Below are 23,440 nucleotides of genomic sequence, written 5' to 3' on the forward strand. Positions count from 1 at the left end.
CAACGCATACCCTCCTGTTTAATCTCTCTTTATGTTATTATAACGAAATTAATCATAAATTAAAATCTAATCTACAGTTATTTTAAAATTGTAGTAACTTTTGTTCGAATATATCTCTTAAAAATTCTGGCATTATATATTCTGTTGGAAGCCCTTTTAACATTGGAAAATATCTACCAAACGTGTACATATCAACTGTACCTAATACATATGATTGATTATCTTGAATTTCTTTTCCATTTATAAAGTAGCGACCTTCTGATTCAATAAAACCTATATTATATAATACATATCCTCCAAAGATATCCCCTCGGAATCCAAGTCCCTGTGCATGTTCATGCATGTACTCTTGTTTCTGACTTTTAATAATTACTTTTTTTAATTCTTCACCTGTTAATTTAACTCTAACCACATTAATAGGATGAGGTAACATTTGATGAATATCAAATTCGGTAATTTCGTCAGAATCTAGTCCTTTAACTATTAAACCAGCATTTATAATTGTACAATCTGCATTCGTAAATTCATAGACACTTTCAGCTAATAAATAAGACGTTTTTGTGATAACATCTGTTTTATTTTCTAATTTGATAGGATGGTTGACTACTGGTTTACTCATTAATGCTTTGCCTTCACTATCAAAATCTGTTTCAATATGGGGCAATTGTTCTAATGGATGCAAACAAGCCGTCTTACTAGTTACCTTTTTATCTTCAATATCTAAATTTACTTCACCTAAAAAATGTCCATATTTACCTGCTGCAGCCATTAATACTCCATTATTCATTTCTCCATGTTCAAAATAGTGATGCGTGTGACTTCCAAGTATTAAATCTATTTCAGGTATTTCCTGACATAATTTTTCATCAAAGAACACACCAACATGGCTCATCACTATCAAAATATCATATTGATCTTTATGATCATTAATTTCATCTTTAATAGCTTCTAATGGATCAGTTACTACCCAATCTAATGCTCTATAAAACGGCGTAAATGGAGCTGTAGCAGCAACAAATAAAATTCGTACTCCGTTGATTTCCTTTATATAAGATGAAGACATGTGGTTAGGTAAATGTCCTTCTTCATCAAATAAATTTGCACAAATTACTTTAAATTGAGCATCGGTATATAAATTTTGTAAGGCTTCATGCGAAATAGTCATGCCTTCGTTGTTTCCAATTGTCGCAATATCACATTGCGCCTCATTAAGAAGTTCTATATTCTTTTTACCTAATGTAGCTTGGGTAATCGGTGCTGATAAATCAACATGATCACCTATATCTAAATATAGTGAGGGATGTTGAAGTTGGGAGCGATGATCTGCAATATAAGATTGAATACGTGCATATTCATTAAGATGACTATGAATATCATTTGTATGATAAATAGTTAACTTCACAGTACTTCCCCCTTTTCTATTTGTTTTGATAAGTCTTTACGTAATGTATCGAGTAATAACTTTTATAGTAGATTATGCTATTAACAATTAATTTAAATAATTGATTTGATGATTAAGTAAGCACCTATTAATAACATCACTGTACGTAATAATGTTACCACTGTATCAGACTTGATTGAATGATTTACTTTAACACCTATTTTAGCACCTATATAACTTGAAATAATTAATACTATTGAATAATCCCAAGCAACATGTCCTTGTATAATATGTCCGATTGAACTCATGACACTTGAGAAAAATATCATCATCATACTTGTACCAACAGCAACATGTGGTGGAAATCTAAAAACAATTAACATTAACGGAGTCATTAATGCACCACCACCAATACCAAATAGTCCAGTAAGGATACCTATGAATAAAGTTGCGACAAATGCTATTAAAGGTGGAACACTATAATGATAGGTTTTACCTTCTGCATCAATATAGGTCTTTTCATATTGTGGCTTATTAAAAACTTTAAAAGGTTTAATTTTGTTTCTTACTATTAATAAAATAGCAACCAAAATCATAAATATCCCAAAATAAAGGTTAAATGATTTTAATGTTAAAAACTGACTCAAAAAAGAACCTAATAATGAACCTGGTAATAAACCAAATAAAAAAATAGAGCCATTTTTAATATCTACTTGTTTAGTTTTTAAATAGCCTAAAGAAGATGATAAACCTGTAACAATAAGTATAACCGAAGAAGTACCTATTGCTATTTGAGTAGTAATACCGTGTAAAATATTATGATCTACTCCTAAATAGACAAGTGTAGGAACAATAATGATTCCGCCACCAATACCTACAATTGAACCAATAATAGCAGATAGACCACCAATAATAATTAATAAAATAATTGTCAATAACATACTTGTTTCGCCTCTTAAAATAGTTTTAATTGTTGTGGTGCTAAACCTTCATAGTCAATGTCAAGCATATCTTGATATGTTTTTGCATTTTGTGCGGCATGACCACCTGAATTGTTATTAAAAACAACATAAACCTTTTTAGCTTTTTGTTCTAAAATTTTAACCTTTTGTGCTAAGTCATATAATTCTTGGTCATTATAATTATATAAGTATCTTACATCTCGCCATTCTTGATCTGTCATATCTTTTTTAGTCCAACCATGTACGTTCCTACCATGATATCTTACAAAAGCAATATCGCTAGTTATTCTATTTACTAATGGGATACTTCCATCTTTGACTTGTGGTTCATCAACAACAGCATGAATAATTTGATGTTCAGTCAAAAATGTTAATGTCTCTTCTTTAAATCTTTCATTAAACCAAGATTGATGTCTAAATTCAACACATATAGGAAAATCTTTTAACTGTTGTTTCACATATAAAATATATTTAATGTTTTGACTTGAACAATCGAACCAAGGTGGAAATTGCACCAAAACCATAGCTAATTTTTCATTTTCTTGTAATGGCTTTAACATTTCTTTAAACTTATCAAACAATTCTTGACGTGTTTCTGCAAAATCTCTAAAATCTGCATGCAATGTTAATGCTTGATGAATTTTAACTACAAATTGAAATCGTTTTGGTGTTTCATTTATCCATTTTTGAATATTTCTTTCTGGTTGAATTGCATAATAAGATGCATCTAGTTCAACTATTGGAAAGTGACTTGCATATGTTTTAAGTTTATCGGTTTTTCTCTCTAAATCTTCGTATAACGTATCATGATCTCCCCAACCAGTTAGACCTATATTTATCATTTATATCACCAAACTTATGATACCACAGAATAAATTCGCAATTCACTTTATCAATACGAAATTTACAGATTCTTATTAATTGGTGTACCATAATAAAATTACAATCGAAAATTAAATAGCCTGCGACAATGATGTATGTCTCAGGCTATAATCGGTAGAACAACCTAGCTTAACTTAACGTGTATATGTCACTAGACTTATAAAATCGTAGTGATATTTTATTTTAAGTTCTTTGCTATTAGGTTTATTTGATTAATTATACGATCCATTAATTCTTCTGCTTTTTGTTTTTTAGCTAGACGTGGTGATTGTCCACTCCATATATGAGTTAATTCACTTTCGCCTTGCTGTACTGCAGTTTTACGAATTTGATTTGTCAGTTGATTTTGTATTGGATATTCAGGAATTTCACCTTGATATTGACTCATTTCTTTAACGAATTGATTATTAATACCACGTGCATTTTTACCGCTAAACACATTGGTTACGATGGTATCTGTTTCTTTACTATTTAATATGGCTTCTTTTAGTAAATCATTAGCTCCGCTTTCATTAGAAGTTAAGAAGGCCGTACCCATTTGTGCACCTTGAGCACCTAACATAATACTTGCTAATAGACCTCTTTCATCCATTATACCTCCTGCAGCAACTACAGGTATCGACACGTGATCAACAACTTGAGGTACCAATGACATCGTTCCAATCATTGGCTCTTCACTATCCCCTAAACGTAAAAATGATCCTCGATGTCCTCCCGCTTCACTACCTTGGGCTATAACAATATCCATACCAGCTTTTTCATTTTCTATAGCTTCTTCTACTGTTGTAGCTGTACCAATTAATATTACATTATTTTCTTTTAGTTTCTCGATAATTTGATGATCAGGAATTCCAAAGGTAAAGCTACATACTGGAACTTTATATTCAATAACTTTATTTACAGCATCTTTAAATTTTTGGCTTTCCTCAATATTAACCACAGGTTCTTCTAAATGAAACGCTCTTCTATATGGTTTCAACCATGCATTCATATGTTCAATTTGGTCTGGGTTGACACCTGTGTTTTCTTTAGGTACAAATAGATTCACACCAAATGGTTGTTTTGTTAATGATTTAACTGTTTGAATTTCACTTTCTAACTTTTCAATACTAAAATAACCCGCACCAATCGTTCCTAATCCACCTTTTTCACTAACAGTTGCTACTAAAGATGGGGTCGTACTACCTGCCATACCAGCTTGAATAATAGGATATTGAATCTGTAATGTTCTCGTTAATTGATTATTATTCCACATTTGATTCACCAACTCTTACTAATTATTTTCTATTTCTATTTGGAAATGTTTGTTTCTTTAACTTTTCTTCTTCCTCTTTATCTAACTCATCTTCTATTTCCATACCTAGCAATGTCTCTATTAAATCTTCATGAGATACTATGCCATCAGTACCACCAAATTCATCTAATACTATAGCTAAATGCTTTCTTGATACTGTCATTTTTCTAAGTACCCATTCAGCTTTATTATGTTCATTCACGAATAATGGTTTTGATGAAAATTTTGTGATTGATTCATATTTTTTCTTACTCCATGCTAATAAGTACTTAGAATGGAATACGCCTACAATATCATCTATATCTTCATCATATATTGGATACCTTGTATATGGTTCATTCATTACCGTTTCATATGCCTCATCAAATGACGTAGTTTTGGGAAATGCAACGACATTCACTCTAGGTGTCGTATCAACATCTTTGACCTTTAAGTTTTCGAAATCTAGTACACCTTTGAGTCGATTTTGTTCTGTTTCATTGAATGCACCCTCACGTCCTGCAATCATTAACATTGTTCTTATTTCTTCTTTAGAATACTTACTTTGTTCCTTTTGTCCTTTTGACAATAATTTATTAATACTATCTGTAATAGCATTTAATATTTTAGTTATTGGTTTAAGTATAATAACTAAAATATTAATAACTGGATAAACCAATCTTGATATTTTATCTGGAAATGTTGCTGCGATTGATTTAGGAATAACTTCAGATACCAAAATAATGACAACAGTAATTACAGCAGATGCTATACCCACATTGACGCCAATGTTAATTGCTAAAATCGTTACTAATGTAGGTAAAATGATATTTGCAACATTATTACCTATCAATATAGTAGTAATAAATTCAGTTGGTTTATCTAATAGTCGGGATAATCCCTGTGATTTTTTATCTCCATTTTTGGCTTCAGCTTGAAATTTTGTTCTATTTGCTGCAGTTAATGCAGTTTCACTTCCTGAAAAGAAAAATGATAATAAAATTAAAAATATGATAGCTATAATCATGAAGCATGCTCCCCGTTCATAATAGTTATATAAATATTGAATTATAAATTTATTCCCCTGAACAAACTTTTGTAAACTATTACAATATGCTGCTTTAATTAATATAATATTCAACTTCTGTGAGTAACCATGAATCATAAAAAGTGGACAATAAATAGAGTTTAGTCAATTTATTATCCACTTCTATTTGCTATTTAATTTCATACTAAATTTAAACAAATCATAAATTAGTAACTAAAAAAACACCAAGCTATTATACCTATACGTAAAATAGCTTGATGTTAGTAGAGGAAGTTAGCCGATACTGCCTTCCATTTCGAATTTAATTAATCTATTCATTTCTACCGCATATTCCATTGGTAGTTCTTTAGTGAATGGTTCAATGAATCCCATAACAATCATTTCAGTCGCTTCTTCTTCTGAGATACCACGACTCATTAAGTAGAATAATTGTTCTTCTGAAACTTTAGATACTTTAGCTTCGTGCTCTAATGAAATATTGTCGTTAAATACTTCATTATAAGGGATTGTATCTGAAGTTGATTCATTATCTAAAATTAATGTGTCACATTCAATGTTTGAACGTGCACCTTTAGCTTTACGTCCAAAATGAACAATACCACGATAGATTACTTTACCACCGTTTTTAGATATAGATTTAGAAACAATTGTTGAAGACGTATTTGGTGCTTTATGAATCATTTTAGCTCCAGCGTCTTGTACTTGTCCTTTACCAGCAAATGCGATAGATAATGTACTACCTTTTGCACCTTCACCTAATAATACACAGTTAGGGTATTTCATAGTTAATTTAGAACCTAAGTTACCATCAACCCATTCCATATTACCATTCTCATGAACAAATGTACGTTTAGTAACTAAGTTATAAACATTGTTTGCCCAGTTTTGAATTGTAGTATAACGGACGTGTGCATCTTTATGGACAATAATTTCAACTACAGCTGAGTGTAATGAACTTGTTGTATAAACTGGTGCAGTACAACCTTCAACGTAGTTTACTGAAGCACCTTCATCAGCAATGATTAAAGTACGTTCGAATTGACCCATATTTTCAGAGTTAATACGGAAGTATGCTTGTAATGGTGTATCTAATTTAACGTTTTTAGGAACGTAAATGAATGATCCACCTGACCATACAGCTGAGTTTAACGCCGCAAATTTATTATCTGCAGCTGGAATAACAGAAGCAAAGTATTCACGGAATAAGTCTTCGTTTTCACGTAATGCACTGTCAGTATCTTTGAAGATAATTCCTTTTTCTTCTAATTCTTTTTCCATATTATGGTAAACAACTTCTGATTCATATTGTGCAGAAACACCTGCTAAATATTTTTGCTCAGCTTCAGGAATACCTAATTTATCAAATGTACGTTTGATTTCTTCAGGTACTTCATCCCATGAACGCTCAGTGTGTTCTGATGGTTTTACATAATAAGTAATATCATCAAAGTTTAATTCTGATAAGTCGCCACCCCATTGAGGCATTGGCATTTTATAGAATAATTTTAAAGCTTTCAGACGGAAATCTAACATCCATTCTGGTTCATCTTTCATTTTAGAAATTTCTCTAACTATATTTTCAGTTAGACCTCGTTCTGATCTGAAAATGGAAACATCTTCGTCGTGGAAACCATATTTATAATCCCCAACATCAGGTGCTTTTTTAGCCATTTCAATCACTCCTTATATATATTTAAACGTCATGCGCGAGATTTTTAATTACAAGTATAAAATTGTCATCATATTATAACAATGATTATCGAAAGTAAAAAGCCAACATCATTGATATCTAGTTATTGTTTACCCGTTATGTCATTAAGAAACATAACTATTAATCTTCTGTTGTCCCTTCTGTCTTACCTTCTTTTTCGACTGTTCCTTTTTCGAGTGCTTTCCAAGCTAAAGTGGCACATTTTATTCTTGCAGGGAATTGAGAAACACCTTGTAATGCTTCAATGTCTCCCATTTCTTCAGTAATTTCGTAATCTTCATCTAGCATCATCTTAGTAAATTCTTGACTCATTTGCATAGCTTCAGCTAACGTATGACCTTTTACTGCTTCAGTCATCATAGAAGCACTAGACATAGAAATTGAACAACCTTCGCCTTCAAATTTAGCATCATTTATAACGCCATCTTCTATATCAAATGTAAGTCGAATACGATCACCACAAGTAGGGTTATTCATATCAACAGTCATCGAGCCATTATCTAATACGCCTTTGTTTCTAGGATTTTTATAATGATCCATAATTACAGATCGATAAAGTTGATCTAAATTATTAAAATTCATATGAGAAAAACTCCTTCGTTTGTTTCAATGCATATACTAATTGGTCGATGTCTTGCTTATTATTATAAATATAAAAACTTGCTCTAGCTGTAGAAGAAACGCCTAACCATTTCATTAATGGTTGTGCACAATGATGTCCAGCTCTCACTGCTACACCTTCAGTATCAACTGCTGTTGCTACATCGTGTGGGTGAATGTCTGTTAGATTAAACGTAATGACACCTGCACGTCGATCTTTAGGTGGCCCATAAATATCTAAGCTTTCAATATTAGACATTTGTTCGTAGGCGTATTCTGTTAATTCTTTTTCATGTTGATGAATTGCTTCGAATCCTAATTGTTGAATATAACGAATTGCTTCAGCTAAACCAATTGCTTGTGCAATTAATGGTGTACCAGCTTCAAATTTTGTTGGTAAATCAGCCCAAGTAGCATCATATTTACTTACAAAATCAATCATATCTCCACCAAACTCGACGGGTTCCATATCTTTTAATAAATCACGTTTGCCATATAAAACACCGATACCTGTAGGCCCTAACATTTTATGCCCACTAAAGCTATAAAAGTCAGCGTCAATATCTTGCATATCTAGAGCCATGTGAGGAGCTGCTTGAGCACCATCTACACTAATCACCGCACCATGTTGGTGAGCAATTTCGGCTATGGTTTTTACATCATTGATTGTACCTAGAACGTTAGATACATGGGCAATAGCTACAATTTTAGTTTTGTCGTTAATTGTGGCTTTAATGTCCTCGATATTTAATTCACCTTGTTCTGTCATAGGGATGAATTTTAATGATGCGTTTTTACGTTTAGCTAACTGTTGCCATGGAACAATATTAGCGTGATGTTCCATCTCAGTAACAACAATTTCATCGCCTTCATCGACATTAGCATCACCATAACTATGTGCAACAATATTAATAGAAGCCGTAGTTCCTCTTGTAAAAATGATTTCCTCAAAATATTTAGCATTAATAAAACGTCTAACTGTTTCACGTGCACTTTCATAACCGTCAGTTGCTAATGAACCCAACGTATGAACACCTCTATGAACGTTAGAGTTATAGCGTTTATAGTAATCATCTAACACATTTAAAACTTGTACTGGTGTTTGGCTTGTCGCTGTTGAATCAAGATATGCTAAACGTTTGCCATTAACTTGTTGTTCTAAAATCGGAAAATCTTTGATTATTTCATTAACGTCAAATGAATGTTCGGCCACTTTATTCACGACCCTTCTTTAATTAAAAATCTCTTACTTTAAATCTATTTAGAAACTTTAAGTTCGATAACTTCTCTTAATTGACGTTTTACGTCTTCAATTGGTAATTCTCTTACTACTGGATCTAAGAAACCATGTATAACTAAACGTTCAGCTTCTCTTCTAGAAATACCACGGCTCATTAAATAGTAAAGTTGTTCTGGATCAACACGTCCAACAGATGCTGCGTGACCTGCTTCTACGTCGTCTTCATCGATTAGTAAAATAGGGTTCGCATCTCCACGAGCATTTTCTGATAACATTAATACACGAGACTCTTGGTTAGCAATTGATTTAGTACCACCATGTTTGATATGACCGATACCATTAAATACTGATGATGCATTTTCTTTCATTACACCATGTTTTAAAATATAACCATCTGTTTCTTTACCATATTGAACAATTTTAGAAGTTAAGTTGATTTTTTGATCACCTGTACCGACTACAACTGATTTTAATTCACTTGTAGAACGATCACCTATTAAGTTAGTTGTATTATCAATAATTTGGCTACCTTCGTTCATTAAACCTAATGCCCAATTGATGGCAGCGTCTGCTTCAGTAGTACCTCTTCTAATGATATGTCCAGTGAAACCTTTATCTAAATAATCTACAGAACCATATGTGATATTAGAATTTGCCCCAGCAATTACTTCTGAAACAATATTAATTTGATTTCCTTCACCACTTGCATTAGATAAATAGTTTTCTACATAAGTTACTTCAGCACTTTGTTCAGTGGCAATAATAACATGATTATAAAAACTTGCATTTTCATCGTCATGTAAAACAACATATTGAACTGGATGTTCAACTACGACATTTTTAGGAACGTATACAAATACGCCACCATTCATTAATGCAGTGTGTAATGCTGTAATACGATGTTCATCTACATTTACAGCATCTTTCATATAATATTTTTGTACTAATTCACTATGATTAACAAGTGCTTCTGATAAACCTTCAATGATGACACCATCATTTTTGGCTTGTTCAGAAACTTGTGTGTATGCTAAATCATTATTATGTTGAATAATTAAATTCTCAGTGTTTTCAACATCGATAATTTTTTTAACTGATTCTGGTAATTCTGATAAACTTTGATAAACATTACCTTCTGTGTGATGTTGTTTAAACGTATCAAAGTCCCATTTTCTTAATTTAGTTTTGTCAGGTTTTGGCATTTCTAAAGTTTCTGTTAATTTCAACGCTTCTTTACGTAGTTCAGTCATCCAAGAAGGTTCATTGTGCGCTTTTGAATAATCAACAAGTTGTTCTTCAGAAATGTTCAAAGTTTCAGTTGTCATAACTCTTATCCTCCCACTTGATGAAATAGTATTAATAATTCAATGTTCAGTTTCATCATTTATACGAACATCTCAACGAGCTTTAAATCGATAGATTAATCTCGACTATTCAGTAGCACCAAATTCTTCTTTAACCCATTCATAACCTTCTTCTTCAAGGCGTTTTGCTAATTCTGGTCCACCAGATTTAACAACTTTACCACCATACATAACATGTACTTTGTCAGGTGTGATGTAGTTTAGTAAACGTTGATAGTGCGTAATCATTAATGCACCGAAGTCTTCTCCGCGCATTTGATTGATACCTTTAGACACTACTTTTAAAGCGTCAATATCTAAACCTGAGTCAATTTCATCTAAAATAGCAAATTTAGGTTCTAACATCATTAATTGTAAGATTTCATTACGTTTTTTCTCTCCGCCTGAGAAACCTTCATTTAAGTAACGTTGAGCCATGTCTTGATCAATGTCTAAGAAATCCATTTCTTTATCTAATTTTTTGATGAATTGCATTAAGTTAATTTCTTGACCTTCTTCACGTTTTGCATTAATTGCTGAACGCATGAAATCGGCGTTTGTTACACCAGTGATTTCTGAAGGATATTGCATTGCTAGGAATAATCCAGCTTTTGCTCTTTCATCAACTTCAAGTTCTAAAATATTAACACCATCAAGTAACACTTCACCTTTTGTTACTTCATAGCTTGGATGACCCATAATTGCAGATGATAATGTTGATTTACCTGTACCATTTGGTCCCATAATGGCATGAATTTCCCCAGTATTAATTGTTAAATTAACGCCTTTTAAAATTTCTTTATCTTCAATAGACACGTGTAGGTCTTTAATTTCTAATGTTGATGACATTTATATTCCCTCCATAAAATATAAAGTTTTCTTAACTAGTTTATAATAATTTTAATCTATAGTCAAAAAGCCTTTGGAATTTTTAATCTACTATATTATAACGTACTTACAGGTTAATATAAACTTTTTAAACCGATAAATTAGAGTAATTCTTTTAAAAAAATTATTTTTATCTATAGTTTAATGTTATTTCAAATGATAACGAAAACCGTTAATTTCTCAATAGCCATTTTTTAGACAAATAGTAGATTTATTTAACTTTAAATCAATAATTATGATATGATTCACTTTAACCTTACAGGTTAAGAAAGGAGTCATTAATGAAAAACTTCAAATGGATAAATTTGATTAAAGGATTTGGCATGGGTACAAGTGATTTAGTGCCAGGAGTCAGTGGTGGAACGATTGCACTTTTGCTAGGTATTTATGATGGCTTTATCAGTTCAATAAGTGGTTTATTTTCGAAAAGATTTTGGCCTAGCTTTAAATTTTTATTACCTATTGTAATTGGTATGCTATTAGCTATAGGTATTTTAAGTAATTTATTCAACTACCTTTTAAGTGCGCACGAAGTTCCTACTATGTTCTTTTTTACTGGTTTAATTATTGGCATCATTCCCTACCTTCTTAAAGTGTCACATTTCAAAACAACTTTTAAAACGAAACATTATATTGTCGTTTTAATAGGCATCGCATTACTAGTCATCATGACCTTATTAAATAGTGGAGACAAACACGCAGGAGAGACATTATCTTTAAATACTAGTCTTATTATTAAATATTATATTGCAGGTATATGTGCTTCTAGTGCAATGCTTCTTCCAGGTATATCAGGGTCATTTATGTTACTTATTTTCGGAGCATACGGGACGGTTATGTTTGCTATATCAGAACTAGTAAAATTTAATTTCGATGCTTTACCAATACTTTTAATAGTAGGTTTAGGTATATTGTCTGGATTTTTAATTTCTAGTAAACTCATCCAGTATTTATTACATCATCATACAACCGTAACATTCGCATTAATAATTGGATTTGTTATCGGATCAATTTATGCTGTATTTCCTGGAATACCAACATCATTGGTAACATGGATAATCTCTATACTAACGTTAATTATAGGTTTTATCGTTAGTTACATTCTTGGTCAGATAACTGCTAAAAACGAAGAAAGTATATAGGCAAAAAAGTATTAAAACAAAAAAGGCTCTCAAACACATCATGTGTAAGAGAGCCTTAATATTATCTATTTATCTTCTTTATTACCTTTAACTTTATCAATAACGTTGTTAACTGTTTCTTTCACTTTACCAGAAGCTTTATCTTCTTTACCTTCTTTTTCAAGGTTTTCATTGTCAGTAACGTTACCTACAGTTTCTTTTACATTACCTTTTGCTTGTTCGAATTTATCTTCAGCCATTTTGAATTCCTCCTTGAAATATTTATCAATTGTTATGATTATTAAATACCACGACCTATAAAAATTAAACATACTTTTATTTTTTATCAACTTATTATATGAGTATATTAAATATATAGTTATGTTACGCTATTGGCGAGGAGGTATCTGTAGTGTTTTCTATTTTCATTTATGGTATTAGTGTTATTTTAATTTTGATCGCTATTATTTTAATTATTAGAGCCCAACTATCTCGCCACTCCAAAAACAAAAGTACATTCGTACCTTCTATTTTATTATTAATTGCTTCATTAATTCTGCTTATCAATGGCTTAATGCGTTTATAGTAAATAAGAGTTTAGGTCTATCTTTAAATTCTTATTCACACAAAAATCCTCAAGTCAAAGTGACTTGAGGATTTATTATTATGCTAATTATTTTGCTGGTACAACCGCACCATCGTACTCTTTATTAATGTAATCTCTAATTTCTTTAGATTGTAATACTTCCATTAAAGCTTTGATTTTCTTATCGTCTTTATGTCCATCTTTAACTGCAATTAAGTTAGCATATGGATTGTCTTTTGCTTTTTCATATGCGATTGAATCCTTTTTAGGATTTAATTTTTGATCAAGTGCATAGTTTGAATTGATGATAACAGCGTCAGCATCTTGTTTTTGATAAATTTTAGGTAAAAATTCTGCTGATTGTTTGTTATTAAATTTAATATCTTTTTTATTTTCAGTTATGTCACTAAATTTAGCATCTTCAATTTTAACGCCTTTTTTAATTTTGATTAAACCTTCATCTACGAAGAATTTTAAGAAACGTCCTTGTTCTGCTGGGTTGTTAGAAACGTAAACTGTTGCCCCTTTTGGTAAATCTTTTAAGCTTTTATATTTTTTAGAATAAACAGCCATTGGTTCTAACTCAACGTTACCTGCTGATTCAATTTTATAGCCTTTTTCTTTACTTTCAGTTTTAAGGTAAGGCGTGTGTTGGAAGAAGTTGGCATCTAATTCGCCTTTATCTAATAATTTGTTTGGAGTTGTATAATCGTTAATTGTTTTGATATCTAATTTATACCCTTTTTTCTCTAATAATGGTTTAGCTTTTTCTAGAATCTCAGCATGTGGTGCTGGTGAAGCTCCAACTTTAATTGTTTTATCGCTTCCTTTTCCACCACAAGCTGCAAGTGCTACAGTCAACGTTAATAATAATAAAATACCTAAGATTTTCTTCATTGATTTCTCCCCTTTTTTAGCGTTTATCTATTTTATTTGTAATCCAATCACCAATAAATTGAATGATGAATACAATAATTAAAATGAATACTGTTGAAACTAAGATGACATCATTTTGATTTCGAGTAAAACCAGTTAAATAAGCTAAGTTACCTAAACCTCCTGCGCCAATTACACCTGCAATTGCAGTAGATCCTACTAAAGCAATCGCTGTGACAGTAAGTCCAGATACTAATGCTGGCATCGCTTCTGGAAGTAATACCTTTCTAACCACAGTCCAAGTATTTGCCCCCATTGACCAAGCCGCTTCAATAACCCCTTTGTCTATTTCTTTGAAAGCTATTTCTACTAATCTTGCATAGAATGGTGCTGAACCAATTATTAATGCAGGTAATGCACCCGTTGGTCCACTAATAGTTCCTAGTACTACACTTGTAAATGGTATTAATAACAAGATTAAGATGATAAATGGAATTGCTCTAAATAAGTTCACTATGAATGAAACAATTGAATAAAAGACTCTTGCTGTTTTAGATTCGCTCTTAGCTGATAAAAATAGTAATACACCTAAAATTAATCCAAAAATAAATGCGAAAATAGTTGATACTACAGTCATATAAAGTGTTTCAACTATGGCTTGCCAAACATCTGGCCATTGCACATTAGGCATTGTGACCATTTCTTTTAAAATATCACTAAATGAATTATCCATGTCTTAACACCTCCACATTTACATGTTGTTCACCAAGATTAGATTTAAAATCTTCGAAATTTTCAGAACTTATATGCGGTATGTGGACGACTAAGAAACCTAAAGTACCATTTCTTGTGTTTTTGATATCAGCTTCTAAAATATTCAAATCTACATTATGTTTTTTAGTAATATATGAAACAATCGGTTGTGTTGTATTCTCGCCATTGAAGTTCAATCTAACTATGTAAGAATCTTCACTAAGTGGTTCTAAATCATCCAATGATTCTTCAAAATCATCGTTTAAATCATCTTTAACAAAACGTTTAGTAACTTCATGTTGTGGGTTTTCAAACACTTGACTTACTTGGCCTTGCTCGATAACACGTCCGTTTTCCATTACTGCAACTTCATCACAAATACGTCGTATTACATGCATTTCATGTGTGATTAAGACGATAGTTAAATTTTGTCGTTCTCGTATTTTTAATAATAAATCAAGTATCTCATCTGTTGTTTGAGGGTCCAATGCACTTGTAGCCTCATCACAAAGTAAAACAGTTGGATCGTTTGCTAATGCTCTAGCGATACCTACTCTTTGCTTTTGACCTCCAGATAATTCAGAAGGATATGCATTTTCTCGGCCTTTTAAACCTACAAGTTCAATAAGTTCGTTAGCCTTCCTTTTTGCTTCGCCTTTTGAAACGCCAGCAATTTCTAAAGGAAATGTGATATTTTTTAGTACGGTTCTTGACCATAATAAATTAAAGTGTTGGAAAATCATGCTCACTTTTTGACGCTTTTTACGTAAATCTGATTTAGTTAATTTACTAATACTGTCGCCATCGATAATAACATCACCTGAGGTTGGAGTTTCTAAATTATTAAACATTCTAATCAATGTACTTTTTCCTGCTCCAGAAAAACCGACAACGCCAAATATCGAACCAGATTCAATATTTAAATCAACGTGATCTACAGCAAGTACGTCTTTGTTTTTCGTATGATATTGTTTAACTAATTGTTTTAACTCAATCACGTTAATGCCTCCTTGTTTAACTTCTACCAATTAAAAAATGCTTTCTCTAAACTTTAAGGTGTTAGAGAAAGCATTGAAAAATATCTTTCCCTCATCTTCTAAAGTTTGACTTTATGTGAATTGGCACCATTTCTATATTAGACGGTTGCCGGGCTTCGTAGGGCACATCCCTCCACCTCTCTCGATAAGAGTGTAAGCATTATTTAATTTGATTTAATCCTACCATCCAGGTAGAAATTCGTCAATCATTATTTTAAATTTTCTAACAAATAAGGAACTGATCTAAAAGCATATATTCTTTTCGATTCTTTATCCTTATTCATTAACATTAATACTGGTACTGACATAATTTGGTGGTCTTCACTAAATTTCGGATGAAAATTCAAATCGATTTTTTTAACTGGAAGATTTAATATTTCATTAGCGATATCCAGAATTCTTTCTGATACTTTACAAGTTCCACAAGTTGGAGTATACCCAAATATCAAATGTTTTTCCTCACCAAAATTTTCAGTTACATCATCTACTTCTATTGTTTTATTCATTTACTAAAACTAACCTTTCAGTTTTTAAATTAGACATGAGGGGCTTTTCTTTTTTACAGTTAAAACCATGTTTAGTAAGTACATTTGCTAAATAATTTTTAGGACAATTAGCTACTTCACAATAGGTTTTATCTACAAATATATGTTCACACTCACTCAAGTATCGCTTAAACCATTTTCTAATACGATCACCTTCATCATCGGAATCGGCTAAAACGAAAACTTGCTTGCCATAAAGTGACTCTATCATATCATCAATTTTATCAATACTCATAGTACCATGCGTACAAATAATGTTAACTGGTTCTGCAATGACTTGTTGTAATCTTTTCTTATCTGATTTACCTTCAACAATAATTACCTTATTCACAATAGTCATAATGATTCACCCTTTGAAAAATCAATAATTAGCTATCACTATATATTTCCACTGTAGTGTTATTTATCAAACATATATCATTAAACTTTAATTTCTCTTAATATTTTCCTTACATAATTAAAACTAACTTTATGTATTACTGTGTTATTAGTTTTTAATTAAGTAACACTTTTACTTTATTTCAAGTTTTAATTTATAGGCATAGATACCAATCATTATTGGGTAGCACTAGTTTTCTCTAGTGCATAAGTGCTTCTAAAATCTAAAGATTTTTCTTTTTTCGGTTCGCACTAGCTTTTGCTAGTGCATAAGTTCCACTAATCTAATTGAAAATTAGAAGTGGAATGCGGGTCGCCCTAGCTTTTGCTAGTGCATAAGTGCTTCTAAAATCTAAAGATTTTTCTTTTTTCGGTTCGCACTAGCTTTTGCTAGTGCATAAGTTCCACTAATCTAATTGAAAATTAGAAGTGGAACTAAAAAAACTCCTTGATACGAGATCGAGGAGTTCATTGTTATTATTCACCAATCATTTCTGAGTATTGGTCTGCTGATAATAATTCATCAAGTTGACTTTCGTCGCTGATTTCAACTTTAACCATCCATGCTTTTTCGTATGGTGATTCATTTACAAATTCAGGACTGTCTTCTAATTCTTCATTTACTTCTAATACTTTACCATTAATTGGAGCGTATAATTCAGATACAGTTTTTACAGATTCAACACTACCGAAAGTGTCGCCTTCATTTAATTCATCATCAGTTTCAGGTAATTCAACGAATACGATATCGCCTAATTCGTTTTGTGCATATTCAGTAATACCGATTGTTGCAACGTTTCCTTCAACTTTAACCCATTCATGTTCTTTAGAGTATTTAAATTCGTTTGGTACTGCCACGATAAATCCCCTCCTAATTTTTAAGTACATTTTAATGATGCCATACCCACTATTATCAATCAACTATTATATAAAAATTTTAAACCTTTTAAAATTCGGCTTTAAATATGTAATTAATATTTTTTAGTCTTTGATAATTATGGATGTTCACTTTCTATAAACTTCAAAAAAGTGTTACAACCAAGTGTTTTTATATTCTTCTTCTTTAAAACCTAATGTGATTTTATTTCCAGATATAGCTAATGGACGTTTAACTAACATACCGTCTGATGAAAGTAATTCAAAACGTTCATCATCTGTTAGGTCGTCTAATTTATTTTTTAAATCTAATTCACGGTATTTAGCACCATGTGTATTAAATAATTTTTTAGTATCAACACCTGTTTTTTCAACAATTTCTTTAAACTCGTTTTTTGTAGGTGTATGTTGAACGATATCGATTGGTTCATAACTAACACCATACTCATCTAAGAATTTTGCTGCTTTTTTACAAGTAGTACAATTTGCATATTGATAAAATTTAATCATAGAGTTTTGCCTCCTTTATCTCTTATCACAAATATATCATGTTATTTTATAAAACGCTCTACTTTTTAAGCTTATTTTTTTATTTAAGAAATTTCATCCGTTATAATAAATTTACTAATTAAATGAAAAGGGGCTTTTGTAATGGAAAGTATTAATACTACAGAACAATTTAATAACACAGTTCAAAATGACAAACCTGTCATCGTTAAATTCGAAGCTGGTTGGTGTCCAGATTGTAAAGCTATGGATATGTGGATTGACCCAATCGTCGAAAAATTTAAAGATTATGATTGGTATACAGTTAACCGTGATGAATTAGAAGACGTTACTGCTGAAAATGACGTAATGGGAATTCCAAGTATTTTAGTATTTAAAAATGGTGATAAATTAGCACATTTACATTCAGCTAATGCTAAATCACCAGAACAAGTTGAATCATTTTTAGACGAAACATTTAGCAAATAATATTAAAAGGTCGAGATACAAGTAAAGAAATTTGAGTACCATTCAATGGCTTATTTCTTATTTGTTACCTCGACCTTATTTAATATCTTTCATTTTGTGATTAATTATTTAGTATTCTGAGATAAGATGTCTATTCTTACGTTTGGCTTTTGTCATTGGCTCTTCTAAATCAGTTAAATATAAGAAACCTGCTAAAATTTCATCATCTTCAATGTTTAAAGCTTTTCGTATTTTAGGTTCAAAAATATATGCTGGAGATTTCCAACATGAACCTATACCTGCTTCATATAATAACAACATTAAATTTTGCGCGAATGCGCCAAATGCAAAGTAATTTTCTCTATTTTGACGTTGTCTTGGATCAGCTTTTAAAACTAATACTAACATGCCACCTAGTTTAGTAACTTTATCATAATGATCTGCTCGCTTTTCAGGACTATCTGGAAAAGCAAATCGTGTAATATCTTCGCTCATATTTCCTAATCTATCTTTAGCAACATGGACAACTCTCCATGGTTCTCTCATGCCATGGTTAGGAGCATCTGTAGCTTTTTCAATAGCTTCATATAAAGCTTTATCATCAATTGTCATATCGTGCTTAAACTTTTTAACACTTCTTCTATTCGAGATTGCTTCTTGTAGTTCCAATCCTATCGCTCCCTTTATTATTCGTTGATAATCTTTATCAATTATAAGACACAATCTACTATTGTTCAAACCTTCTAATCATTTCTCATAAAAGTCAATTTGCTTTTTTAATTCTTCGACATGAATTTGACCAGGTGCTTGGGGTTCACCTAAACATCCATAAGATACTACACCACCAAAAACACTTTGTGCCGTGCGACTAATGACCCCTATTTTAGACATCGAAATTCCAATCACTTTTTGATTTAATGAATTAGCTGATTCATTCATTGCTTCTAATAAATGCAATACATCTTTTATATCATGGGGCATAACTGCTAGCTTTATATAATTCGAGTTAAATTGACTCATTTTATAATAAGTGAATTTCATTTCTTCAAACGTAGGTGTTTCATCAAAATTGTGATGTGATAATACTACTTCTAATCCTTTTTGTTGAGCTAAATTGATTAAATTTAAATAATCATCTTTATTCTTTTGCTCATCCCATTCAATATCTAACATATTATATCCGTCTGTATTAATTAGATGTTCCATCACATTCATATATTCGGATTCATTCACATTACGTTTACCACCTTGAGAAGCAGATCGAAATGTAATTAAAATTTTAAAATCAAACGTTAACTGATTTAATTCTTCAATGACTTGATTGAGTCTATCTAATTTATCCCACTGATCTACTCTAAGCTCTATAATATCAATACTATCTTGATAGAACTCTATGTCTTTAAATAAATCATCTGCTATCGTGTTTTCAGGTGCAATCGTAACAGCTATATTTACATTTGACATACTATCCCTCTTTCCTGTCTCTATTTAAACTATATACGTGTATATTTTCTTTTATTTTAAACTAAAATATACATTACTACCAATCGCCTTTATTGAATCAATAGCCAAAAAATTATTATGAATGATTGAACTAAAAATTTACGGGTACACTTTATATATATGATTAATTAGGAGGTAATAATTATGGCAGTTCAATATGAAACTAAAGCGACAAACGTAGGTGGACGTAAAGGACACGTTCAAACTGACGATAAAGCAATCAATGTAGATGTATTACCACCACAACAAGCGGACGGAAATGCTACTAATCCTGAACAATTATTCGCAGCAGGATATGCTTCATGTTTTAATGGTGCATTTGATTTAATTTTAAAACAAAACAAAGTTAGAGATGCTGAACCAGAAGTAACTTTAACAGTACGTCTTGAAGATGATCCAGACGCTGAAAGTCCAAAATTAAGCGTAGATATCGATGCTAAAGTGAAAAATGTATTATCTCAAGAAGACGCTGAAAAATATTTACAAGATGCACATGACTTCTGTCCATACTCTAAAGCAACTAGAGGAAACATTGATGTTAAATTAAATGTTGAAGTTGTTGACTAAGTTATAAATACAATATTATATATTTATATGACCCATTCTCTATTGAATGGGTCTCTTTTTTTGTTCACATAATTACCTCATATTTCCGACCTTTAAAATCGAGTTTCTGTTATAATGTATATGAAGAGTTATTATATACATACAATTAAATATATATTTTAACTATTTTTTCAAAAACGTTTTTGCTTATTCTTAAATAATCATTGATTATTTTTATTAAATATTTTAATATGTATTTACCCAGCAACGACACACATTTAATGATTTGAATTAGGAGGTCACTATGAACAACATCCGTTTATTAACTCTAGATGATTTAGAAATTTACAAATCACTATTATCAGGGGAACATCATACTTATTCGTGGGATCGTTATTATTTAGACCACGTTTCTGATGACATTTTGACAAAACTTTTATCTTCCGAATTCCCTTTCATCAATGTATATGGTGCCTTTGAAAATGACGTTCTAGTAGCTACTGCAACCTTAAGTCAAATGAGACAAGTAGGTAAACAACATAAAGCTGTCATCAACAATAACTTTGTTAAAGATAATGATGAAGTGATAAATCGTGAATTAATCAATTATATTATTGAAATTGCTAGCCAGAAAGATTTAGAAACCATTCTCACTTCTGTCACTTCAAATAATATTAGTGCAAAAGTATTCTTCACTTCTCTAGGTTTTGAAAATCTAGGTTTCGAGAAAAATGCTACTAAAATCGGTGAAGATTATTTTGATGAACATTGGTTAACTTATAATTTAAAAAATTAAGTTATTATCATATTTAAGTTAGACAAAAAATGGATTAAGATTACATCCAAAGTAATTTTATATATTTCATTAACATCTGACCTCTAATTCAATTTAACGATAAAGCTAATATAATGATAAAAGCTCAACCTTGTATTTATAGCAAGGTTGAGCTTTCTTTTACATAGGGTCAATTAATTCTATGAAAGTAAATTTCCCTTTGTCGTAACTAAATTTTAGTATATTACAATTTCCAATATTAAATGTACTACCCTCTTCATAGCCTAAGCAGTATCTAATAAATAAACCAATTGTACTTCCATGGCTTACAGCTAGTGTTGTATGACGACTATAATTTTCCATAATATCAGTTAATGTTTCTACCATTCTATTTTCTACATCTTCACGTGATTCTCCCCCAAAAGGTACAACATAATCACCGTAAAGCGTTTTAGGTTGTTTAATTTGTTTAAGTAATTCAATACTTTCGCCTTCAAACAAACCAAAACGCCACTCTTTTAATCCTTTTGAGCGAATATATCTATTTTGATGGTTTGGTACTGCATTTTCTAGAGTATCACACGCTCTTTCTTGAGAAGAAGAAAACAAACTATCAAATTCAATTTGATTATGTTCAAAATATCGAGCTGCAGCTTTTGCTTGTTCTACACCTAATAATGTTAAAGGCGAATCACTAGCGCCCTGAATTTTGCCTTTTAAATTAAAAACTGTTTGTCCGTGTCTCATTAAATATAAAGTTTTTGCCATATTTCCACCTCTATTACTTATATAAAGCTCATAACTAACATTAAATCATTAGACATAGTAATAGTAAATCAACAAATCAATGAAAAATAATATAAACAGATGATTAATATATTGTCTTAGTGGGTATAACTTAACACTAAGTTTACATTTGTTAAAGGAGTGTTAATCAATATGGAATCTCATGATCACAGTTATGTGAATCCGAATAATGTAACACTTGAATGGGAATGCTTTGTTGTAAGTAAAAGCGATATGTTATTAGATGGCGTACCAAATGAGTTAATCAATACTTGGTTAGACAAAGATATTATAAAGCCATTTAGTGTTAAAAATAATGATATTAATTTTAGAACAAAAGATGTATGGTATGCGTTGAATCAACAAAATTGGTACTAACTAAGTTAGTTGATATAAACTAATGGCTCTATTGGCACTTTCAATGAGTTGAGAATCATCATAATTCGATAAAACATAAGTACGAATTACAAACTTATTCTTTTCATTTTTTGGGAATTTATGATCTTTATTGATGTAATTAGCTAAATTTCCAAACGGTGTATCGTCATTTATAAAACCTATTATAAAATCATAAAATGTCATCACAATATTCCCCTTATATTTTATCTTTATTTAAGTTGTAATTAATCTTATCAGAAAACTCGAGATTGTAAATGTGCAAAGTGTAAATTTTGCACATTTTTATTGTATTTTTTTAAATTTATTCACAATTTTATTTACTTATTCAAAAAAATGGGATGTTCGCTTAAAATGTCGTTTCTTTTTATTCACAATTTATAGCTATATACTTCTATTTAATTATTTACCAAGTGATAATAAATGATATGATATACATAAGGATTTTTTTACTAAAGAAGCATTTTCCAGAGGTGAATCACCTATGAAATTATATTTTCTACACGTAATTAATATTTTATTAACGATATTGTTTGTAATTTTTAATATCGTCATTACAAATAACACCAACCTAGATGACACCTTATGGTTAGTGCCCGGATTAATAGTATGTGGTTTGATTATTATTATAAGCTTATTTATAGCTATTTCTAATAAGGATTTATTAAGTGAAATTCTCTTTTTTATTAATATCATTCTTACCCTATATTACATTTATCCAATTTTTTACGATTTTCTTTAAAAGATGGGAGGTTAAAAAATGAGCTTACATTTCACTATTCTTTTTTGGTTATCAATTATATTTTTAATTGCAGGTACAATCGTTCTTGTTACTATGCTTAAAACTAAAAAAGAATCTAAAAAAGAATCTTATCTTGGCTTCACAATTGTATTCTTTATATTTGGTTTAGCCATGTTAATTTATACATTAATATTCGGTTTGTAACACATCACAAATACGTTCAGTTGCTTTAGTAGCT

30 protein-coding genes and 1 riboswitch are annotated in these 23,440 nt (G+C 30.8%); of the genes, 8 read left to right on the top strand and 22 right to left on the bottom strand.

The annotated features are described in order from the left end of the window. Positions 1 to 82: 82 nt before the first annotated feature. The 10 genes from LFT63_RS04450 to sufC all read right to left on the bottom strand — a co-directional run bounded on the left by LFT63_RS04450 (position 83) and on the right by sufC (position 11,289). Positions 83 to 1,402, bottom strand: coding sequence for a bifunctional metallophosphatase/5'-nucleotidase (locus LFT63_RS04450; protein ID WP_029055606.1), 1,320 nt, complete (start codon positions 1,400 to 1,402; stop codon positions 83 to 85). 92 nt (positions 1,403 to 1,494) lie between these two features. Continuing rightward, a complete protein-coding gene (locus tag LFT63_RS04455; protein WP_017637462.1) occupies positions 1,495 to 2,322 on the bottom strand; it encodes a sulfite exporter TauE/SafE family protein in 828 nt (275 codons plus the stop codon). Between the two features lie 14 nt (positions 2,323 to 2,336). Then, on the bottom strand, positions 2,337 to 3,185 hold the full coding sequence (locus LFT63_RS04460; RefSeq protein ID WP_029055607.1) for a DUF72 domain-containing protein: 849 nt from the start codon (positions 3,183 to 3,185) through the stop codon (positions 2,337 to 2,339). Between the two features lie 218 nt (positions 3,186 to 3,403). Beyond that, the gene (locus LFT63_RS04465; RefSeq protein WP_108000395.1) at positions 3,404 to 4,480 is read right to left on the bottom strand and encodes an NAD(P)H-dependent flavin oxidoreductase; all 1,077 of its coding nucleotides are present in this window, start codon (positions 4,478 to 4,480) and stop codon (positions 3,404 to 3,406) included. Positions 4,481 to 4,502: 22 nt separating this feature from the next. After that, complete coding sequence (locus tag LFT63_RS04470; RefSeq protein ID WP_017637465.1) at positions 4,503 to 5,525, bottom strand: hemolysin family protein; 1,023 nt, start codon at positions 5,523 to 5,525, stop codon at positions 4,503 to 4,505. 294 nt (positions 5,526 to 5,819) lie between these two features. Next, entirely contained in the window at positions 5,820 to 7,217 is a 1,398-nt protein-coding gene (gene sufB / locus LFT63_RS04475) for a Fe-S cluster assembly protein SufB (RefSeq protein WP_017637466.1), read from the bottom strand. Between the two features lie 160 nt (positions 7,218 to 7,377). After that, positions 7,378 to 7,839, bottom strand: a complete 462-nt coding sequence (sufU, locus tag LFT63_RS04480) for a Fe-S cluster assembly sulfur transfer protein SufU (protein ID WP_340768096.1) — start codon at positions 7,837 to 7,839, stop codon at positions 7,378 to 7,380. Further along, positions 7,829 to 9,079 (bottom strand): cysteine desulfurase, encoded by a 1,251-nt coding sequence (locus LFT63_RS04485; RefSeq protein WP_340768098.1) that lies wholly within the window; start codon positions 9,077 to 9,079, stop codon positions 7,829 to 7,831. The genes sufU and LFT63_RS04485 overlap by 11 nt, the downstream gene beginning before the upstream one ends. 35 nt (positions 9,080 to 9,114) lie before the next feature. Next, the gene (gene sufD, locus LFT63_RS04490; protein WP_017637469.1) at positions 9,115 to 10,422 is read right to left on the bottom strand and encodes a Fe-S cluster assembly protein SufD; all 1,308 of its coding nucleotides are present in this window, start codon (positions 10,420 to 10,422) and stop codon (positions 9,115 to 9,117) included. 105 nt (positions 10,423 to 10,527) lie between these two features. Then, complete coding sequence (sufC, locus tag LFT63_RS04495; protein ID WP_017637470.1) at positions 10,528 to 11,289, bottom strand: Fe-S cluster assembly ATPase SufC; 762 nt, start codon at positions 11,287 to 11,289, stop codon at positions 10,528 to 10,530. Between the two features lie 320 nt (positions 11,290 to 11,609). On the opposite strand from sufC, the gene LFT63_RS04500 reads away from it, so the two are divergent. Next, a complete protein-coding gene (locus tag LFT63_RS04500; protein ID WP_017637471.1) occupies positions 11,610 to 12,470 on the top strand; it encodes a DUF368 domain-containing protein in 861 nt (286 codons plus the stop codon). A gap of 65 nt (positions 12,471 to 12,535) precedes the next feature. Here LFT63_RS04500 and LFT63_RS04505 read toward each other — a convergent pair whose 3' ends face one another. Continuing rightward, positions 12,536 to 12,709, bottom strand: a complete 174-nt coding sequence (locus LFT63_RS04505; RefSeq protein ID WP_017637472.1) for a CsbD family protein — start codon at positions 12,707 to 12,709, stop codon at positions 12,536 to 12,538. Between the two features lie 152 nt (positions 12,710 to 12,861). Here LFT63_RS04505 and LFT63_RS04510 point away from each other — a divergent pair, with 152 nt between their 5' ends. After that, a complete protein-coding gene (locus tag LFT63_RS04510; RefSeq protein ID WP_017637473.1) occupies positions 12,862 to 13,035 on the top strand; it encodes a hypothetical protein in 174 nt (57 codons plus the stop codon). Between the two features lie 87 nt (positions 13,036 to 13,122). Here LFT63_RS04510 and LFT63_RS04515 read toward each other — a convergent pair whose 3' ends face one another. The 7 genes from LFT63_RS04515 to LFT63_RS04545 form a co-directional block, all read right to left on the bottom strand. Further along, positions 13,123 to 13,932, bottom strand: a complete 810-nt coding sequence (locus LFT63_RS04515) for a MetQ/NlpA family ABC transporter substrate-binding protein (RefSeq protein WP_029055610.1) — start codon at positions 13,930 to 13,932, stop codon at positions 13,123 to 13,125. Between the two features lie 16 nt (positions 13,933 to 13,948). Further along, positions 13,949 to 14,644, bottom strand: a complete 696-nt coding sequence (locus LFT63_RS04520; protein WP_029055611.1) for a methionine ABC transporter permease — start codon at positions 14,642 to 14,644, stop codon at positions 13,949 to 13,951. After that, positions 14,637 to 15,662, bottom strand: coding sequence for a methionine ABC transporter ATP-binding protein (locus LFT63_RS04525; protein WP_029055612.1), 1,026 nt, complete (start codon positions 15,660 to 15,662; stop codon positions 14,637 to 14,639). Before LFT63_RS04525 ends, LFT63_RS04520 begins: the two co-directional genes overlap by 8 nt. An 88-nt stretch (positions 15,663 to 15,750) precedes the next feature. Beyond that, positions 15,751 to 15,853, bottom strand: a riboswitch (SAM riboswitch). Positions 15,854 to 15,910: 57 nt separating this feature from the next. Then, positions 15,911 to 16,207 carry a thioredoxin family protein gene (locus LFT63_RS04530; protein ID WP_340768102.1) on the bottom strand — a complete coding sequence of 99 codons (297 nt, stop codon included), beginning with the start codon at positions 16,205 to 16,207 and terminating at the stop codon, positions 15,911 to 15,913. After that, on the bottom strand, positions 16,200 to 16,586 hold the full coding sequence (locus tag LFT63_RS04535) for a toprim domain-containing protein (RefSeq protein WP_017637478.1): 387 nt from the start codon (positions 16,584 to 16,586) through the stop codon (positions 16,200 to 16,202). Before LFT63_RS04535 ends, LFT63_RS04530 begins: the two co-directional genes overlap by 8 nt. A 515-nt stretch (positions 16,587 to 17,101) precedes the next feature. Further along, positions 17,102 to 17,482 carry a glycine cleavage system protein GcvH gene (gene gcvH, locus LFT63_RS04540; RefSeq protein ID WP_017637479.1) on the bottom strand — a complete coding sequence of 127 codons (381 nt, stop codon included), beginning with the start codon at positions 17,480 to 17,482 and terminating at the stop codon, positions 17,102 to 17,104. 174 nt (positions 17,483 to 17,656) lie between these two features. Beyond that, the gene (locus LFT63_RS04545; RefSeq protein ID WP_017637480.1) at positions 17,657 to 18,010 is read right to left on the bottom strand and encodes an arsenate reductase family protein; all 354 of its coding nucleotides are present in this window, start codon (positions 18,008 to 18,010) and stop codon (positions 17,657 to 17,659) included. A 141-nt stretch (positions 18,011 to 18,151) separates the two neighbouring features. Here LFT63_RS04545 and LFT63_RS04550 point away from each other — a divergent pair, with 141 nt between their 5' ends. Beyond that, positions 18,152 to 18,475, top strand: a complete 324-nt coding sequence (locus LFT63_RS04550) for a thioredoxin family protein (RefSeq protein WP_029055615.1) — start codon at positions 18,152 to 18,154, stop codon at positions 18,473 to 18,475. Between the two features lie 108 nt (positions 18,476 to 18,583). Here the strand turns inward: LFT63_RS04550 and LFT63_RS04555 are convergent, their stop codons facing one another. Next, on the bottom strand, positions 18,584 to 19,123 hold the full coding sequence (locus LFT63_RS04555; protein WP_017637482.1) for a nitroreductase family protein: 540 nt from the start codon (positions 19,121 to 19,123) through the stop codon (positions 18,584 to 18,586). Between the two features lie 78 nt (positions 19,124 to 19,201). Continuing rightward, entirely contained in the window at positions 19,202 to 19,918 is a 717-nt protein-coding gene (gene aroD, locus LFT63_RS04560; RefSeq protein WP_340768107.1) for a type I 3-dehydroquinate dehydratase, read from the bottom strand. A gap of 183 nt (positions 19,919 to 20,101) precedes the next feature. Between aroD and LFT63_RS04565 the strand changes: the two genes are divergently transcribed. After that, entirely contained in the window at positions 20,102 to 20,524 is a 423-nt protein-coding gene (locus tag LFT63_RS04565; protein WP_017637484.1) for an organic hydroperoxide resistance protein, read from the top strand. Between the two features lie 283 nt (positions 20,525 to 20,807). Beyond that, positions 20,808 to 21,299 carry a GNAT family N-acetyltransferase gene (locus tag LFT63_RS04570; RefSeq protein ID WP_017637485.1) on the top strand — a complete coding sequence of 164 codons (492 nt, stop codon included), beginning with the start codon at positions 20,808 to 20,810 and terminating at the stop codon, positions 21,297 to 21,299. Positions 21,300 to 21,458: 159 nt separating this feature from the next. Here the strand turns inward: LFT63_RS04570 and LFT63_RS04575 are convergent, their stop codons facing one another. Beyond that, complete coding sequence (locus LFT63_RS04575) at positions 21,459 to 22,046, bottom strand: histidine phosphatase family protein (RefSeq protein WP_017637486.1); 588 nt, start codon at positions 22,044 to 22,046, stop codon at positions 21,459 to 21,461. A 171-nt stretch (positions 22,047 to 22,217) separates the two neighbouring features. Here LFT63_RS04575 and LFT63_RS04580 point away from each other — a divergent pair, with 171 nt between their 5' ends. Then, entirely contained in the window at positions 22,218 to 22,442 is a 225-nt protein-coding gene (locus LFT63_RS04580) for a hypothetical protein (protein WP_017637487.1), read from the top strand. Here the strand turns inward: LFT63_RS04580 and LFT63_RS04585 are convergent, their stop codons facing one another. Continuing rightward, a complete protein-coding gene (locus LFT63_RS04585; protein WP_029055617.1) occupies positions 22,443 to 22,646 on the bottom strand; it encodes a sterile alpha motif-like domain-containing protein in 204 nt (67 codons plus the stop codon). Between the two features lie 298 nt (positions 22,647 to 22,944). Here LFT63_RS04585 and tsaA point away from each other — a divergent pair, with 298 nt between their 5' ends. Together tsaA and tsaT are read left to right on the top strand one after the other, a co-directional pair. Continuing rightward, positions 22,945 to 23,202, top strand: coding sequence for a type II toxin-antitoxin system antitoxin TsaA (gene tsaA, locus LFT63_RS04590; RefSeq protein WP_072291797.1), 258 nt, complete (start codon positions 22,945 to 22,947; stop codon positions 23,200 to 23,202). A gap of 18 nt (positions 23,203 to 23,220) precedes the next feature. Further along, the gene (gene tsaT, locus LFT63_RS04595; protein ID WP_029055618.1) at positions 23,221 to 23,406 is read left to right on the top strand and encodes a type II toxin-antitoxin system toxin TsaT; all 186 of its coding nucleotides are present in this window, start codon (positions 23,221 to 23,223) and stop codon (positions 23,404 to 23,406) included. Positions 23,407 to 23,440: the final 34 nt, after the last annotated feature.

It is taken from the genome of Staphylococcus sp. FSL H8-0121 (assembly GCF_038008425.1).
Classification (GTDB): Bacteria; Bacillota; Bacilli; order Staphylococcales; family Staphylococcaceae; genus Staphylococcus; species Staphylococcus pasteuri.

Coding starts and splice junctions, on each gene's coding strand:
- LFT63_RS04455 (WP_017637462.1), bottom strand. CDS start 2,322: ATGTTATTGACAATTATTTTATTAATTATTATTGGTGGTCTATCTGCT.
- LFT63_RS04460 (WP_029055607.1), bottom strand. CDS start 3,185: ATGATAAATATAGGTCTAACTGGTTGGGGAGATCATGATACGTTATAC.
- LFT63_RS04465 (WP_108000395.1), bottom strand. CDS start 4,480: ATGTGGAATAATAATCAATTAACGAGAACATTACAGATTCAATATCCT.
- LFT63_RS04470 (WP_017637465.1), bottom strand. CDS start 5,525: ATGATTATAGCTATCATATTTTTAATTTTATTATCATTTTTCTTTTCA.
- sufB (WP_017637466.1), bottom strand. CDS start 7,217: ATGGCTAAAAAAGCACCTGATGTTGGGGATTATAAATATGGTTTCCAC.
- sufU (WP_340768096.1), bottom strand. CDS start 7,839: ATGAATTTTAATAATTTAGATCAACTTTATCGATCTGTAATTATGGAT.
- sufD (WP_017637469.1), bottom strand. CDS start 10,422: ATGACAACTGAAACTTTGAACATTTCTGAAGAACAACTTGTTGATTAT.
- sufC (WP_017637470.1), bottom strand. CDS start 11,289: ATGTCATCAACATTAGAAATTAAAGACCTACACGTGTCTATTGAAGAT.
- LFT63_RS04500 (WP_017637471.1), top strand. CDS start 11,610: ATGAAAAACTTCAAATGGATAAATTTGATTAAAGGATTTGGCATGGGT.
- LFT63_RS04505 (WP_017637472.1), bottom strand. CDS start 12,709: ATGGCTGAAGATAAATTCGAACAAGCAAAAGGTAATGTAAAAGAAACT.
- LFT63_RS04515 (WP_029055610.1), bottom strand. CDS start 13,932: ATGAAGAAAATCTTAGGTATTTTATTATTATTAACGTTGACTGTAGCA.
- LFT63_RS04520 (WP_029055611.1), bottom strand. CDS start 14,644: ATGGATAATTCATTTAGTGATATTTTAAAAGAAATGGTCACAATGCCT.
- LFT63_RS04530 (WP_340768102.1), bottom strand. CDS start 16,207: ATGAATAAAACAATAGAAGTAGATGATGTAACTGAAAATTTTGGTGAG.
- LFT63_RS04535 (WP_017637478.1), bottom strand. CDS start 16,586: ATGACTATTGTGAATAAGGTAATTATTGTTGAAGGTAAATCAGATAAG.
- LFT63_RS04545 (WP_017637480.1), bottom strand. CDS start 18,010: ATGATTAAATTTTATCAATATGCAAATTGTACTACTTGTAAAAAAGCA.
- LFT63_RS04550 (WP_029055615.1), top strand. CDS start 18,152: ATGGAAAGTATTAATACTACAGAACAATTTAATAACACAGTTCAAAAT.
- aroD (WP_340768107.1), bottom strand. CDS start 19,918: ATGTCAAATGTAAATATAGCTGTTACGATTGCACCTGAAAACACGATA.
- LFT63_RS04565 (WP_017637484.1), top strand. CDS start 20,102: ATGGCAGTTCAATATGAAACTAAAGCGACAAACGTAGGTGGACGTAAA.
- LFT63_RS04570 (WP_017637485.1), top strand. CDS start 20,808: ATGAACAACATCCGTTTATTAACTCTAGATGATTTAGAAATTTACAAA.
- LFT63_RS04575 (WP_017637486.1), bottom strand. CDS start 22,046: ATGGCAAAAACTTTATATTTAATGAGACACGGACAAACAGTTTTTAAT.
- LFT63_RS04580 (WP_017637487.1), top strand. CDS start 22,218: ATGGAATCTCATGATCACAGTTATGTGAATCCGAATAATGTAACACTT.
- LFT63_RS04585 (WP_029055617.1), bottom strand. CDS start 22,646: ATGACATTTTATGATTTTATAATAGGTTTTATAAATGACGATACACCG.
- tsaA (WP_072291797.1), top strand. CDS start 22,945: ATGAAATTATATTTTCTACACGTAATTAATATTTTATTAACGATATTG.
- tsaT (WP_029055618.1), top strand. CDS start 23,221: ATGAGCTTACATTTCACTATTCTTTTTTGGTTATCAATTATATTTTTA.